Source organism: Ornithinimicrobium avium (assembly GCF_003351765.1).
GTDB classification, from domain to species: domain Bacteria; phylum Actinomycetota; class Actinomycetes; order Actinomycetales; family Dermatophilaceae; genus Ornithinicoccus; species Ornithinicoccus avius.
Genome location: NZ_CP031229.1, coordinates 3,322,482 through 3,336,311, shown reverse-complemented (window position 1 = coordinate 3,336,311; position 13,830 = coordinate 3,322,482). Strand labels below are relative to the sequence as shown.

Genomic DNA, 13,830 nt, shown 5'->3' with positions numbered 1-13,830 from the left:
GCCGCCCTGGTCCCGGGGCGCCCGCCTGGTGAAATGGCGAAGGGCGCGGACCTTGTGGTCCACGCCCTGGGTCGGCTCCGGTGTGCGCGCGTCAGCAGATCTTCGCGCCGGCCGGAGCCGACCCGAAGGGAAAATAGCGGTGCGCGCTGAGCATGGGTGCCAGCATACACATCTGCCGTGCTGCGCCGTCAGCGGGAGTGGAACCGCTGCTGGGTCGCCTCGAGCCCCAGCTGCACGAGGTCCAGGACCGCGTCGCCGCCGTCGCCGACCAGCAGCTCCACCTCGGTGCGGTCGCGCGCGGGGAAGTCGGACAGCACGTAGTCGGCCGGGTCCTGGCGGCCCGGGGGTCGTCCCACGCCCAGCCGGACGCGCAGGTAGTCGCGGCTGCCCAGGGACTGGCTGATCGAGCGCAACCCGTTGTGGCCGCCCTCCCCGCCGCCCCGCTTGAGCCGGACGGCGCCGAAGTCGATGTCGAGCTCGTCGTGGACGACGACCACCTGCTCCAGCGGCACCTTGTAGAAGTTGACCAGGCCGGCGACCGGTCCCCCGGAGACGTTCATGTAGGTCGCGGGCCGGGCGAGCACCGCGCGCGGGCCGGGCAGCCCGCCCGGTGCGGTGCCCAGCCGCACCTCCGCGGCCCAGGCCTGGGCCTTCTTGTGCTGGCGCAGCGTGGCCGAGGCGCCGCGCGCCAGCTCGGCGAGGACCATCGCGCCGACGTTGTGCCGGTTGCCCTCGTAGCGCGGTCCGGGGTTGCCCAGACCGACGACGAGCCAGGGTGCGTCCACGGGCAGCTGCTCCTTGCGACGTGCGGGGCGGTCGTGGTGCGGGCACGGCCACGCCCCCGGCGGGGACGTGGCCGTGCGTGCGCGGTGGGGGTGTGCCTCAGCGGCTCACTCCTCGGACTTGTCCTCGTCGCCGCCCTCGACGGCGGCCTCACCCTCGCCCTCGGCCGCGGCCTCCTCGTCGCTCTCCTCGTGCTCGATGCCGGCCTCGGCCTCGGCCTCGGCGAGCTCGGCCTCCAGGGCCTCCTCGGAGATGGACTTGGAGACGTGGACGATGAGCTCCTCGGGGTCGGTGACCAGGGTCACGCCCTCGGGCAGCTCGACGCCGCCGGCAAGGATCTGGAAGCCGGGCTCCTTGCCCTCGACCGAGACGGTGAAGGACTCGGGGATGTGGGTGGCCTCGGTCTCCACGGAGATGTGCGGGTACTCCAGGTTGACGAAGGTGTCCGGTGCGGCGTCGCCCTCGACGTGGATCGCGATGTCGACGACGACCCTCTCGCCCTTCTTGATGAGGACGAGGTCGACGTGCTCGATGGTGCGCTTGATCGGGTCGCGCTGGACGTCCTTGGCCAGGGCCAGGCGCTCCTCGCCCTCGACGTCCAGGGTGAGGACGGCGTTCTGGATCTTCAGCGCCATCATGGTGGCGTGGCCGGGCAGGGTCAGGTGCTCGGGTTCGGTGCCGCGCCCGTAGAGGACGGCGGGGATCTTGTCGGTGCGCCGGATGCGGCGGGCCGCGCCCTTGCCGAACTCGGTGCGCTGCTCTGCGGTGATCTTGATCTGGTCGGACATGCGGGAGGTCCTTCGGTCGCTGGGTGGTCGGTCGGGTCGGGCCTCGACGCGGGACAGGGCACGGGTGCTCGCGGAGGCGCAGGAGGCACCCGGGACCGGGGCGTCCAGCACGCTTCGTCGAATCACGGACGGGCCGCAACCGTGCGGTGTCCCTCGCCGAGGCAACCCGGCAAGTCTAGCGCCCGCCCCGGACCCGGCGAAATCCCGTCCCGGCGGCGTCGGGACCCTAGGCGCGGCCGTCGAACATCGAGGTGACCGAGCCGTCCTCGAACACCTCGCGGATGGCGCGGCTGATCAGCGGCGCGATCGAGAGCTCGGTGACCTTGTCCAGGGCCCGGGCCTCCTCCGAGATCGGCAGCGTGTTGGTGACGATCACCTCGCGCGCCACCGACTCGCGCAGCCGGTCCACGGCCGGGTCGGAGAAGATCGCGTGGGTGGCGGCGATGACGACGCTGCGGGCCCCGTCGGCCATCAGCGCGTCGGCGGCCTGGCAGATCGTGCCGCCGGAGTCGATCATGTCGTCGACCAGCACGCAGGTGCGGCCCTCGACCTCCCCGACGACCCGCTTGGCCATCGACTGGTTGGGCCGGGTGATGTCGCGGGTCTTGTGGATGAAGGCCAGCGGCACGCCGCCGAGCCGGTTGGACCAGTACTCCGCGACCTTGATCCGGCCGGCGTCCGGGGAGACGACCGCCAGCTGCTCGTGGCCGTACTTCTCCTTGACGTAGTCGGCCAGGATCGGCAGGGCCATGAGGTGGTCGACCGGCCCGTCGAAGAAGCCCTGGATCTGCGCGGTGTGCAGGTCGACGGCCATCAGCCGGTCGGCGCCGGCGGTCTTGAACAGGTCGGCCATCAGGCGCGCCGAGATCGGCTCACGGCCGCGGTGCTTCTTGTCCTGGCGGGCGTAGCCGTAGAACGGCAGCACCACGGTGATCCGCTTGGCCGAGGCGCGCTTGAGCGCGTCGACCATGATCAGGTGCTCCATGATCCACTCGTTGACCGGCGCGGTGTGGCTCTGGATGACGAAGGCGTCGCACCCGCGCACCGACTCGTCGAAGCGCACGTAGATCTCGCTGTTGGCGAAGGCGTAGTTCTGGCTCGGCACCAGCGACGTCCCGAGGTTGTCCGCGATCTCCTCGGCCAGCGCGGGGTAGGCGCGGCCGGAGAACACCATCAGGTTCTTCTCGGGCGTGCGGTGGATGCCGGTCATTCAGCTCTCCTGGGTGGGGGTGGGTTCGGGGGAGGTATGCCGTGCCTCGCCGTCAACGGCGCCGTCCCGGGCGGCCTGCTGCGCCTCCTCGGCGGCACGCGCCGTCGCCGTGCCGGCGCGACGACGCGCCACCCAGCCGTCGACGTTGCGCTGGCGGCCGCGGGCGACCGCGATCTGGCCCGGGCCCACCCGGCCCTCGATGGTCGACCCGGCCGCGACGTAGGCGCCGTCGGCGATCTCCACGGGAGCCACGAGGACGGAGTCGGAGCCGACGAAGCTGTGCCGCCCGACCGTGGTGCGGTGCTTGGCGACGCCGTCGTAGTTGGCGAAGATCGTGCCGGCGCCGATGTTGGCACCCTCGCCGATCGTCGCGTCGCCGCAGTAGGTCAGGTGCGGCACCTTGGCACCGTCGCCGATCTGGGCGTTCTTGGTCTCCACGAAGCCGCCGATCTTGCCACCCGCCCCCAGGACCGTGCCCGGCCGCAGGTAGGAGAACGGGCCGACGGTGGCGCCGGGGCCGACCGTGGCCAGCTCGGCCTGGGTCCGCACCACGCTGGCGCCGTCGCCGACCTCCACGTCGGTGAGCGTCGTGTCCGGGCCGATCACGCCGTCGGCGCCGACGGTCGTGGCGCCCAGCAGCTGGGTGCCGGGGCGCACCGTGGTGTCCCGGCCGATCGTGACGTCGGCGTCGATCCAGGTCGTGGCCGGGTCGACGACGGTGACGCCCTCGCGCATCCAGTGCTCGACCGTGCGGCGGTTGAGCTCCCGGCCCAGCTCGGCCAGCTGCACCCGGTCGTTGACGCCCTCGGTCTGCCAGACGTCGTCCACCAGCAGCGCGGCCACGCGGCGGCCGTCGCGGCGGGCGATCCCGATGACGTCGGTGAGGTACTTCTCCCCCTGGGCGTTCTCGGTCCCCACCTCGGCCAGCGCCGACCGAAGGACCTGTGCGTCGAAGGCGTAGATGCCGGAGTTGATCTCCCGGACGTCCACCACGTGGGCGTACTCGTCGCCGGCCTCGCGGTGGGCCAGGGCGTCCTTGTACTCCATGATCTCCACGACGTCCCCGGCCCCGTCGCGCACCACCCGGCCGTAGGCCTTGGCGTCGGGCAGCTCGGCGGTGATGACGGTGACGGCCGCCCCGGAGGACTCGTGCCGCTCGGTCAGCTCCACGAGGGTCTGGCCGGTGAGCAGGGGCACGTCGCCCATCGTCACCAGGACGGTGCCGGTCAGGTCGGCGGGCAGCGCGTTCAGCCCGCACTCGCAGGCCCGCCCGGTGCCCTTGACCTCGTCCTGGTCGGCGACGAGGGCCCCGGCGTCGAGCTCGGCGACGTGGTCGGCGACCCGTTGCCGCTCGTGGCGGACCACGACGGCCAGGTGCTCCGGAGCGACCTGTCGGGCGGCGTGCAGGGCGTGGCCCAGCAGCGAGCGACCGCCGATGCGGTGCAGAACCTTGGGGGTCGTGGACTTCATCCGGGTGCCTTCGCCGGCGGCCAGGACGATGACGGCGGCAGGGTGGTACGAGGTCACGGTGACGACTGTACCCGCGGCGGGCGAACCCCATACCCACGGGTTTGGGATGATGGCGCCGTGACCGCCTCCCACCCCAAGTCCTCGCCGCGCAACCGGATGACCGGCCCGCAGCGCCGCCAGCAGCTCATCGAGGTGGGGCGTCGGCTCTTCGCCGAGAAGGGCTTCGAGGGCACCACGGTGGAGGAGATCGCCGCGACCGCCGAGGTGTCCAAGCCGGTCCTCTACGAGCACTTCGGTGGCAAGGAGGGGCTCTACGCGGTCGTCGTCGACCGCGAGATCCAGGCCCTGCTCACGCAGGTGACGGCGGCCCTGCAGCCGACCGAGCCCGGCCGCGCCCCGCACTCACGAGCGCTGCTCGAGGCGGCCGCGCTGGCCCTGCTGGACTACATCGAGAGCTCCACCGACGGCTTCCGCATCCTGGTCCGCGACAGCCCGCCCGGGCAGTCCACGGGGTCCTTCGCCAGCCTGATCAGCGACATCGCCAGCCAGGTCGAGCACATCCTGGCCGCCGAGTTCAGGCGGCAGCGGCTGGACCCCAAGACGGCGCCGCTCTACGCGCAGATGCTCGTGGGCATGGTGGCGATCCCCGGCGGCTGGTGGCTGGACTCGCGCCGGATGAAGAAGGAGGACGTGGCCGCCCACCTGGTCAACCTGGCGTGGAACGGCCTGTCCGGCATGGAGCCCAGGCCCACGCTGCGCACCAAGCCGCACAAGGGCTGAGCCCCGGTGGCCTAGGCTTGTCGGGTCCTGCTGGGACGTTCCCCGGTTGCTCTGCTGGTAGGGGCCGCCTGACTTTGAATCAGGATTAGCGACGTAGGTTCGATTCCTACCCGGGGAGCCCGCCCGCCCCTGCGCGCCCGGCGCCGGCGCACCGCTCAGGGCTCGAAGTCGACCAGCAGCCTCTTGAGGTAGACGGCCAGCTCGGCCCGGTCGCCGGGGGGCAGCCCGGCCAGCAGCTCGTGCTCGTGCTCGAGCAGGGCCTCGAGGGCCTGGTCGGCCAGCCGGCGGCCCTCCTCGGTCAGCGTGACCAGCACCGCGCGCCGGTCGCGCGGCGAGGCGCGGCGGGTCAGCAGGCCGCGGGCGGCGAGCCGGTCGATCCGGTTGGTCATCGTGCCGCTGGTGACGAGGGTCTCGCGCAGCAGGTCGCCGGGGGTGAGCTGGTAGGGGTCGCCGGAGCGGCGCAGCGCCGAGAGCACGTCGAACTCCCAGGCCTCCAGGCCCTGGTCGGCGAAGGCCTGCCTGCGCGCGATGTCCAGGTGACGCGACAGCCGGGAGACCCGCGAGAGCACCTCCAGGGGGGCGACGTCGAGGTCCGGGCGCTCGCGGCGCCAGGCGGCGACGACACCGTCGACGTCGTCCTCGCCCTCCCCGCGCACGCGGCCCTGACCCATGGCGGGAGCCTACCTCCATGTCTCTCGACATCGAGGGACCCTTGACCCCAGATCTCTTGACTGAACGTTCAGTCAGTCCTACGGTGAGGGTGTGTCGAGCGAGCGCACGTCCACCGCCCCTCCGTCCGGCAGCGCCCAGGACCGCATCCTCGTGGCCGCCGTCGACCTCTTCGGCCGCCGTGGCCTTCGTTCCACGACTCTCAAGGCGGTCGCCGAGCAGGCCGGTGTCTCCCCTGCGCTGGTCGTCCACCACTTCGGGTCCAAGGCAGGGCTGCGCACCGCGTGCGACCGCCGGCTCGCCGAGCGGGTCCGGTCGACCAAGGGTGCCGCCCTGCGCCGAGGCGCCCAGCTCCACCCGGGCGGCGTGCTCGCGCAGATCGAGGACAGTCGCCCCCTGCTGCGCTACCTCGCCCGGGCCGTCGTGGAACCCAGCCCCGAGGTCGACGAGCTCATCGACGAGCTCATCGCCGACGCTCTCGACTACACCGCCGCCGCAGAGGCCGACGGCCAGGTCCGGCCCAGTGCCGACCCCCGGGCCCGGATGGTCGTGCTGACCGTCTGGTCGCTGGGGGCGCTGGTGCTGCACGAGCAGCTCGAGCGGCTGCTCGACGTCGACCTGCTCGACGAGGGCGGCGACGTGCTGCCCTATCTGCGCGCCGCCGTCGAGATCTTCACCCAGGGCGTCCTGACGCACGACGCCGTCGTCACGGAAGGGATGTCATGAACGCACCCGTCATCCGGACCACCGGGCTGGTCAAGCGCTTCGGCGCGACGGCCGCCCTCGACGGGCTCGACCTCACCGTGGAGCCGGGCGAGGTCCACGGCTTCCTCGGGCCCAACGGCGCCGGCAAGTCGACGACGATGCGCGTCCTGCTCGGGATGCTGCGCGCCGACGGCGGCACCGTGGAGCTCTTCGGCGCCGACCCGTGGGCCGACTCGGTGCAGCTGCACCGCCGGCTGGCCTACGTGCCCGGTGACGTCGAGCTGTGGCCCAACCTCACCGGCGGCGAGGCGATCGACCTCTTCGCCCGCCTCCGCGGGGCCCTCGACAAGAACCGGCGCGACGAGCTGGTCGAGCGCTTCGACCTCGACCCCGGCAAGAAGGCGCGCACCTACTCCAAGGGCAACCGGCAGAAGGTGGCCCTGATCTCGGCGCTGGCCTCGCCGGTCGACCTGCTCCTGCTCGACGAGCCGACCGCGGGGCTCGACCCGCTCATGGAGGTCGTCTTCCAGGACTGCATCAGGGAGGCGCGGGAGACGGGCACCACCGTCCTGCTCTCCTCGCACATCCTGGCCCAGGTCGAGGTGCTCGCCGACCGGATCTCGATCATCCGGCACGGGCAGATCGTCGAGAGCGGCAGCCTGCGGGACCTGCGGCACATGTCGCGCACCACGATCATCGCCGACGCGGTCGGCGATCCCGCCCACCTGGCCCAGCAGCCCGGCGTGCACGACCTGCACGTCGGGGACGGCCAGGTCCGCCTCGAGGTCGACGGCGACCAGGTGCAGCCGGTGCTGCGAGCGCTCGCCGACATCGGCGTGCGCTCGCTGGTCGCCCACCCGCCGACGCTGGAGCAGCTGCTGATGCGCCACTACGGCGAGGACCTCGCGCAGCGCGACCGTGCCGAGCAGGCCGCGCTGGAGGCGCGCTGAGATGCCGGCCGCGACCGCACGGCATACCGCCGGGCGCACCGGGACCGGGCCGCTGACCGGCACCGGCACGCTGGTGCGCCTGATGCTGCGCCGGGACCGCCTCAAGCTGCCCGCGTGGGTCGGCGGCATGGGACTGTTCGTCGTCTACGTGGGCGTCGCGCTGCCGGGGGTGGCCCCCACCGAGGAGGCGCTGGCGAGCGTCGTGCCCGTCTTCAACCAGCCGGTGGGGCGGATGTTCACCGGACCGGGCCTCGGGCTCGACGCACCGACCTACGAGCGCTTCTTCGCCGCCGGCTACGTCCTCTACCTGTTCGTCATCGCCGCCCTGATGAACATCATGCTTCTCGCCCGCCACACCCGCGCCGAGGAGCAGAGCGGCCGCGCCGAGCTGGTCCGCGCCAACGTCGCCGGGCGGCACGCCGCGCTCACCGCCGCGCTGGTCGTGGCCCTGGTCGCCGACGTCGCGGTGACTCTGGTGGTGGCCGGGCTGGCGAGCGCCAACGGGTTCGCGGCCACCGGCTCGCTGATCGTCGGGGTCGCCTGCGGGCTGGTCGGTCTGGCGTTCGCCGGGATCACGGCCGTCACCGTCCAGCTCAGCGAGTACTCCCGCTCAGCGGCGGGCCTGGCCGGCGGGGCGCTCGGCGTGGCCTTCGTGCTGCGCGCGCTGGGCGACATGGCGCAGGTCGGCGGCTCCGCCCTCTCCTGGGCCTCCCCGCTCGGGTGGGGCAGCCAGGCCGCCCCCTACGTCCTGGACCGCTGGTGGCCCCTGCTGCTCCACGTGGCCCTCGTCGTCGTCACCGTCACCCTCGCCTTCTGGCTGCAGTCGCGGCGCGACCTGGGCGCCGGGCTGGTGGCCGCGCGCCCCGGCCGTCCGGTCGCGCGCCCCTCTCTCGGGACACCGCTGGGGCTGGCGGCCCGGCTGCAGCGCCCCTCCGCCCTCGCCTGGGGCCTGGCGGTCGTGGCCCTCGGCGTCGTCGACGGCCTCTTCGCCCAGGCGCTCGTGGACTCCGCCTCCGAGCTGCCGCCCGCGATCCAGGAGATGTTCGGCACGCGGGGGATGACCGACGGCTACCTCGCCTTCCTCGCGGTGCTCACCGGCTACGTCACCAGCGCCTACGTGGTCTTCGCCGTGCAGAGCCTGCGCGTCGAGGAGGCCCGGGGCCGCGCCGAGGCCGTGCTGGCCACCCCCACGAGCAGGGCCGCATGGGCCGGGTCCCACCTGGTCGTGGTCGCCGCGTGGGCCGCCGCCATCATGGTCGCGACGGGGCTGCTCACCGGCCTCGCGGCCGCCGGTGTGACCGGCGACGGCTCGCTCCTTGGGCGCACCCTCCTGGCGCACGTGAACCTCGTCCCCGCGGTCCTGGTCGTCCTCGGTCTGTGCGCGCTGCTCTACGGATGGGCACCGGTGCTGCTGGCCCCCGTCGCCTGGACGCTGGTGGGCGTGATGGTCCTCGTGGGCAACTTCGGCACCCTGCTCGACCTGCCGCGCTGGCTGATGGACGTCTCACCGCTGAGCCACCCCGCCCAGGTCCCCGTCGAGGAGCTCACGGTCGCGCCCCTGGTGGTGCTGCTCGTGCTCGCCGCCGTCGGGGTCGCCCTCGGCCTGCTCGGGCTGGGCCGTCGACAGGTCCACGGGCGTTCCTGACCGCATGACCTGCAGGTCGTGAGGATGCGGGCGGCGGGCGGCCCGTGGCTCACGCTCCTGCTCGCCGTCGACGCCGCCCACGACGGCGGGGTGACCCTCGAGCTGAGGGCGGACCGGACCCGGGGCGTCGACCTGCAGTCGATCACCCCGCAGCCCGCGGCCGAGAAGCTGGTGCCGGCCTGCTCGGCGAGGACTTCTCGCTCGTGCACGCCGCCCTGGTGATCGTCACGCTGGTCCTGCTGCAGCGCAGCAGCGACTTCCTGGCGTGGAGGTTCACGCCGTTCGCGCGGGTCACCGAGGAGGTGCCCTCGCTGCTCGTCCCCGACGGCGCCCGGCTGCGGCAGGCGCTCGACCTCGACCGGCTGGACGAGTCCGACATCGTGGCGGCCGACCGCAAGGATCAGGGCCTGGAGCGGCTCGACCAGGTCAAGTCGGCGGCGCTGGAGTCCTCGGGGGAGATCACGGTCGTGCCCAGGCAGCACGCCGCGCCGCAGGCCTGAGCACGCACCACCGGGCTGGCGACCCTCCGCCGCCGGTCCGGACAGGACGCCCGGGGTCATGTGCAGGACGGTCGCCCTGGCAGCCGACGCGCCGCGGCGCACACCATGTCCTTGTGCGCGACGCGCCGGGGATGCGGGCCGGGTCTGCGGGTGGAGCCCCCCTCAGCCCTCGGCCGCCTCGGAGGCCTCCAGCCACTCCAGCTCCAGGGCCTCCTCCTGCTCGGCCAGGGTGCGCTGCGCCTCGGTGAGCTCCGCCAGCCTCGTAGGGTCGGTGGCCGCCGCGGCCATCTGGTCGTGCAGCAGCACCTCCTCCTCGTGCAGCCGGTCCAGCGCCCGCTCGACCCGGGCGAGGGTCTTGCGGGCCTCGCGCACCTGCGCCGGGGTGTAGGCCGCCCGCGGCGTCGACGCCCCTCCGGAGCCTGCGGACGAGGGCGCGGAGGTGCTCCGCGCCGACGTCACCCTGCCTGCCTCGCGAATCCGAGCTCGCAGCTCGAGGTACTGCTCGACCCCGCCGGGCAGGTCGCGCAGCGTGCCGTCGCCGAGCAGCGCCACCTGCCGGTCGGTCATCCGCTCGAGCAGGTAGCGGTCGTGGGAGACGACGAGCAGCGTCCCGGCCCAGCCGTCGAGGACGTCCTCCATCGAGGTGAGCGTGTCGATGTCCAGGTCGTTGGTCGGCTCGTCGAGCATGAGCACGTTGGGCTCGTCCATGAGCAGCCGGACGAACTGCAGCCGGCGCCGCTCCCCGCCGGAGAGGTCACCCACCCGCGACTGCTGCCGACCGCCGGTGAAGCCGAGCCGCTGGGCCAGGGAGGAGGCCGAGACCTCCTTGCCCCCGATCATGGTGAAGCTGCGCACCTCGGTGATCGAGTCGATGACGCTCCACCCGGCGACCCGGTCCAGCTCGCGCAGCTCCTGGCTCAGGCAGGCGACCTGCACCGTCTTGCCCGTCCTGAGCCGGCCGGCGGCCAGCGGGTGCTGACCCTGGAGCACCCGCAGCAGGGTGGACTTGCCCGCGCCGTTGACACCCACGACGCCGTAGCGGTCGCCCGGCCCGATCCGCCAGGTGACGTCCTCCAGCAGCGTGCGGTCGCCGACCGTGACCGTGGCGTCGACCAGGTCGAAGACGTCCTTGCCCAGCCGTGTCGTGGCGAAGCGCACCAGCTCGACCGAGTCGCGCGGCGGCGGCTCCCCCTCGATCAGCGCGGTCGCCGCCTCGATCCGGAAGCGCGGCTTGCTCGTGCGCGCCGGGGGACCGCGCCGCAGCCAGGCCAGCTCCTTGCGGGCCAGGTTGGCCCGCCGCTCCTCGGTCACCTTCGCGACCCGCTGGCGCTCGACCCTGGCGAGGACGTAGGCGGCGTAGCCACCCTCGTAGACGTGCACCTGACCGTCGGCGACCTCCCAGGTGCGGGTGCTCACCGCGTCCAGGAACCATCGGTCGTGGGTCACCACGAGCAGCCCGCTGCCGCTCCGCGGACGCCTCGAGGACAGGTATGCCGCGAGCCAGGCGACCCCCTCGACGTCCAGGTGGTTGGTGGGCTCGTCGAGGACGAGCAGGTCGGGGTCGGCGACGAGCAGGGCGGCCAGCGCGAGCCGGCGGCGCTCACCGCCCGACATCGGCCCCACGACCGCGTCCCAGCCGCCGAGCGCCTGCGCGTCGGTGCCGCCGAGCAGCCCGTCGAGCACCTCGCGCACGCGAGGGTCGCCGGCCCACACGTGCTCGGCGAGATCGCCCAGGACCACCTCGCGGACGGTGGCGACGGGGTCGAGGGCGTCGACCTGGCCGAGCATCCCGGCACTCACGCCGCCGGCCCGCACGACCCTGCCCTCGTCCAGCGGGCGGGTGCCGACCAGGGCCCCCAGCAGGGAGGACTTGCCGCCACCGTTGCGGCCGACCACACCGATCCGGTCGCCGTCGGAGACGCCTACGGACACGTCGTCGAGCAGCACCTGGGTGCCGGCGACCAGCCGGGCGCGGTCGAGGGCGACGAGGTTGGCGGGCGGGGCCGCCATCAGCCGGTGACCGGCCCCACCGGCCGGGTGGGCGGCGCCGGGGGCGGGGTGCGCAGGTGCTGGACGACCTGGGCGCCGGGCACGGGGCCGATGGCGCGGACGATGTCGCCGACGGGCCCGTTGGCGGCCAGTCCGACGGAGAGGTCGATGGCCTCGGTCTGCGACCCGGCCAGGAAGGCGACCGTCGGACCGGACCCGGACACCATCGCACCGAGGGCGCCCAGCTCGGTGCCGGCCTCGATGACCCCGGCGAGCTCCGGCCGCAGCGAGACCGCGGCGGCCTGGAGGTCGTTGTGCAGCGCGGCCGCGACGTCCGCGGCGTCCATCCGGCGCAGGGCCGTCAGCAGCTCGCTGGAGGGCTCGGGGGCGGGGGGCGTCTCACCGGCGGCCTCGCGGAGACGGTCGCACTCGGCATACACCTCGGGGGTCGACAGCTCCAGGCCCTCACCGACCCACAGGACCCAGTGCAGCTCCCCGCGGCCCAGCACCGGGGTGACCTGCTCGCCGCGGCCGGAGCCGATCGCGGTCCCGCCATGGAGGAGGAAGGTGACGTCCGAGCCGAGCCCGGAGGCGATCTGGTCGAGCAGCTCGTTGTCGACGTGGTCCAGCTGCCACAGCTCGCGGCAGGCCACCAGGGCGGCCGCCGCGTTGGCCGAGCCGCCGGCCATCCCGCCGGCGACGGGGATCGTCTTGTCGATCTCGACGTGCACCGGCGAGGACCGGCCGTGCCGCGGGCGGCGCCGGCCGAGGGTCTTGGCCGCGACCAGGGCGAGGTTGGAGTCGCCGGTGGGGACGCGGTCGGCGTAGGGACCGGTCACGCTCACCGACCACCGCTCGGCCGGGCGGACGGTGACGCGGTCATAGACGCTGACGGCCTGGTAGACGGTGGACACCTCGTGGTAGCCGTCCTCGCGCTGCGCACCGACGAGCAGCTCGAGGTTGACCTTGCCGGGCACGCGCACGGCGACGGAGTCGGTGCTCGTCCCAGGGCTCATGCGCCTCACCCTATGGGGTCGGCGGGGGTCCCGAGGCGGGGGGCGTGCCGGGTGCGTCGCGGCCCAGGCCGCGCGGCAGGCCGACGGCACGCGCGACCGCCGCGGTCCACGCGGCACCGCCCAGCGCCACCCCGCCGACGCCCGTGAGGGCGAGGCCGATTCCCCCGATCGCGACCAGGGCGGACACCGTCGCGGGTCCGAGGAGCACACCCGCTCCGCTGAACAGCGCCCAGACGCCGAGGAAGCGGGCCCGGCCCACCTCCGGGCTCAGGTCCGCGCCGATCGTCATGTTGATCCCGGCACCCAGACCGTTGCCCAGCGCCATGACCAGGACCGCCGTGACCATGCCCGGCGGCGACGGGAGGGTCGGCATGAGCAGGAACCCGGCGCCGTAGACGGCGAGGCACACGATCAGCACCGGCGTGCGCCCGACACGGTCCTTGAGGTGCCCGCCGGGCAGCATGAGGACCAGCTCGACCGCGGCGCCGACGGCGACCAGGGTGGAGATCGCCGAGGCCGTCAGGCCGAGCTGCACGCCCCAGAGCTGCAGGGCGACGGGCTGGGCCGCGCGGGCGACGGCGAGGGCGCCCACCGCGGCACCGGCGAGCGTCACGGCCCGCCACCGGACGTGGGCCGACGCCGGGCCGGTGGGCAGGCTCGCGCCCGCCCTCTGTGCCCCGGGCGCGACCAGGGCCCGTCCCGGTCCTCCTGCCGGGCGTGCGCCGCGCCCGCCCCCGCGCTCCCGGGCCGCCACGTCGAGCGCCGCGCCGGCCGGGCTGTAGAGGACGGCGAGCGCGAGCAGCGCGCACCCGATGCTCAGCACGTAGACCGACCAGATCGGCAGGCGCAGCAGGAGCGCGGCGCCCAGCAGCGGCCCCACCAGGTTGCCCGCCCGCAGGGTGCCCCCCAGCGCGGTCATCGCCCGGCCGCGCTGCACGGTGGGGACCTGGTCGGCGACGAGCGCCTGTCGGGAGAGGGTCCAGACCGACATCACCGGTGCGTTCAGCACCATGGCGACGACGAAGAGGCTCAGCGCTCCCTGACCACCCCAGACCAGGGCGCCGACGATCGCGGCCGTGCAGACCGCGCCGGCCGCCACGGAGACGAGCATCGCCGGACGGTCCCCGACGTGGTCGATGAACCGGCCGGCAGGCACGGTCGTGAGCAGCGCCGCGCCACCGACCAGCGCGATGATGAGGCTGGCCAGAGCCGCGGAGGCTCCCAGCTGCATCGCGGCCAGCACGGACACCGGCAGGGTGGCGCCGCGCGCCACGCCGACGAGGACGGAGGGGACGAAGACCGGCCAGGCGAGCTGCCGGTACACC

At 73.8% G+C, this 13,830-nt stretch carries 14 protein-coding genes and 1 tRNA gene; 7 read left to right on the top strand and 8 right to left on the bottom strand.

Features of this window, described 5'->3' with window-relative positions; all coding sequences use genetic code 11:
• Nucleotides 1–188: 188 nt before the first annotated feature.
• From pth to glmU, 4 genes are all read right to left on the bottom strand, one after another.
• On the bottom strand, nt 189–785 hold the full coding sequence (gene pth / locus DV701_RS15315) for an aminoacyl-tRNA hydrolase (RefSeq protein WP_114929531.1): 597 nt from the start codon (nt 783–785) through the stop codon (nt 189–191).
• 105 nt (nt 786–890) lie between these two features.
• Nucleotides 891–1,571, bottom strand: coding sequence for a 50S ribosomal protein L25/general stress protein Ctc (locus DV701_RS15310; RefSeq protein ID WP_114929529.1), 681 nt, complete (start codon nt 1,569–1,571; stop codon nt 891–893).
• Nucleotides 1,572–1,797: 226 nt separating this feature from the next.
• Complete coding sequence (locus DV701_RS15305) at nt 1,798–2,781, bottom strand: ribose-phosphate diphosphokinase (protein WP_114929527.1); 984 nt, start codon at nt 2,779–2,781, stop codon at nt 1,798–1,800.
• The gene (glmU, locus tag DV701_RS15300; RefSeq protein ID WP_114929525.1) at nt 2,782–4,308 is read right to left on the bottom strand and encodes a bifunctional UDP-N-acetylglucosamine diphosphorylase/glucosamine-1-phosphate N-acetyltransferase GlmU; all 1,527 of its coding nucleotides are present in this window, start codon (nt 4,306–4,308) and stop codon (nt 2,782–2,784) included.
• A gap of 99 nt (nt 4,309–4,407) precedes the next feature.
• Here glmU and DV701_RS15295 point away from each other — a divergent pair, with 99 nt between their 5' ends.
• Together DV701_RS15295 and DV701_RS15290 are read left to right on the top strand one after the other, a co-directional pair.
• Nucleotides 4,408–5,031: a TetR/AcrR family transcriptional regulator gene (locus DV701_RS15295; RefSeq protein ID WP_114931245.1), complete on the top strand. Its 624-nt coding sequence runs from the start codon at nt 4,408–4,410 to the stop codon at nt 5,029–5,031.
• Nucleotides 5,032–5,070: 39 nt separating this feature from the next.
• A tRNA-Gln gene (locus DV701_RS15290) sits at nt 5,071–5,149 on the top strand.
• 37 nt (nt 5,150–5,186) lie between these two features.
• On the opposite strand, the gene DV701_RS15285 is transcribed toward DV701_RS15290, so the two are convergent.
• Nucleotides 5,187–5,702 carry a MarR family winged helix-turn-helix transcriptional regulator gene (locus tag DV701_RS15285; protein ID WP_114929523.1) on the bottom strand — a complete coding sequence of 172 codons (516 nt, stop codon included), beginning with the start codon at nt 5,700–5,702 and terminating at the stop codon, nt 5,187–5,189.
• Nucleotides 5,703–5,793: 91 nt separating this feature from the next.
• Between DV701_RS15285 and DV701_RS15280 the strand changes: the two genes are divergently transcribed.
• Genes DV701_RS15280 through DV701_RS15260 form a run of 5 tightly spaced genes read left to right on the top strand, consistent with a single transcriptional unit; the run spans nt 5,794 to nt 9,500 of the window.
• The gene (locus tag DV701_RS15280; RefSeq protein ID WP_114929521.1) at nt 5,794–6,426 is read left to right on the top strand and encodes a TetR family transcriptional regulator; all 633 of its coding nucleotides are present in this window, start codon (nt 5,794–5,796) and stop codon (nt 6,424–6,426) included.
• Complete coding sequence (locus tag DV701_RS15275; RefSeq protein ID WP_114929519.1) at nt 6,423–7,355, top strand: ABC transporter ATP-binding protein; 933 nt, start codon at nt 6,423–6,425, stop codon at nt 7,353–7,355. The genes DV701_RS15280 and DV701_RS15275 overlap by 4 nt, the downstream gene beginning before the upstream one ends.
• 1 nt (nt 7,356) lies before the next feature.
• The gene (locus tag DV701_RS15270; protein WP_114929517.1) at nt 7,357–9,000 is read left to right on the top strand and encodes an ABC transporter permease; all 1,644 of its coding nucleotides are present in this window, start codon (nt 7,357–7,359) and stop codon (nt 8,998–9,000) included.
• An 18-nt stretch (nt 9,001–9,018) separates the two neighbouring features.
• A complete protein-coding gene (locus tag DV701_RS15265) occupies nt 9,019–9,222 on the top strand; it encodes a hypothetical protein (protein ID WP_162803075.1) in 204 nt (67 codons plus the stop codon).
• Nucleotides 9,204–9,500, top strand: a complete 297-nt coding sequence (locus tag DV701_RS15260; RefSeq protein WP_114929498.1) for a YetF domain-containing protein — start codon at nt 9,204–9,206, stop codon at nt 9,498–9,500. Before DV701_RS15265 ends, DV701_RS15260 begins: the two co-directional genes overlap by 19 nt.
• Before the next feature lie 162 nt (nt 9,501–9,662).
• Here DV701_RS15260 and DV701_RS15255 read toward each other — a convergent pair whose 3' ends face one another.
• Genes DV701_RS15255 through DV701_RS15245 form a run of 3 tightly spaced genes read right to left on the bottom strand, consistent with a single transcriptional unit; the run spans nt 9,663 to nt 13,829 of the window.
• A complete protein-coding gene (locus DV701_RS15255; protein WP_114929496.1) occupies nt 9,663–11,510 on the bottom strand; it encodes an ABC-F family ATP-binding cassette domain-containing protein in 1,848 nt (615 codons plus the stop codon).
• Nucleotides 11,510–12,505, bottom strand: a complete 996-nt coding sequence (locus tag DV701_RS15250) for a 4-(cytidine 5'-diphospho)-2-C-methyl-D-erythritol kinase (protein WP_114929494.1) — start codon at nt 12,503–12,505, stop codon at nt 11,510–11,512. The genes DV701_RS15255 and DV701_RS15250 overlap by 1 nt, the downstream gene beginning before the upstream one ends.
• A 10-nt stretch (nt 12,506–12,515) precedes the next feature.
• Nucleotides 12,516–13,829, bottom strand: a complete 1,314-nt coding sequence (locus DV701_RS15245) for an MFS transporter (RefSeq protein ID WP_114929492.1) — start codon at nt 13,827–13,829, stop codon at nt 12,516–12,518.
• Nucleotide 13,830 lies beyond the last annotated feature (1 nt).

Bases quoted from the DNA above. Each gene is read 5' to 3' on its own strand.
- DV701_RS15310 (WP_114929529.1), bottom strand. From the start codon at position 1,571: ATGTCCGACCAGATCAAGATCACCGCAGAGCAGCGCACCGAGTTCGGC.
- DV701_RS15305 (WP_114929527.1), bottom strand. From the start codon at position 2,781: ATGACCGGCATCCACCGCACGCCCGAGAAGAACCTGATGGTGTTCTCC.
- DV701_RS15295 (WP_114931245.1), top strand. From the start codon at position 4,408: ATGACCGGCCCGCAGCGCCGCCAGCAGCTCATCGAGGTGGGGCGTCGG.
- DV701_RS15285 (WP_114929523.1), bottom strand. From the start codon at position 5,702: ATGGGTCAGGGCCGCGTGCGCGGGGAGGGCGAGGACGACGTCGACGGT.
- DV701_RS15275 (WP_114929519.1), top strand. From the start codon at position 6,423: ATGAACGCACCCGTCATCCGGACCACCGGGCTGGTCAAGCGCTTCGGC.
- DV701_RS15270 (WP_114929517.1), top strand. From the start codon at position 7,357: ATGCCGGCCGCGACCGCACGGCATACCGCCGGGCGCACCGGGACCGGG.
- DV701_RS15255 (WP_114929496.1), bottom strand. From the start codon at position 11,510: ATGGCGGCCCCGCCCGCCAACCTCGTCGCCCTCGACCGCGCCCGGCTG.
- DV701_RS15250 (WP_114929494.1), bottom strand. From the start codon at position 12,505: ATGAGCCCTGGGACGAGCACCGACTCCGTCGCCGTGCGCGTGCCCGGC.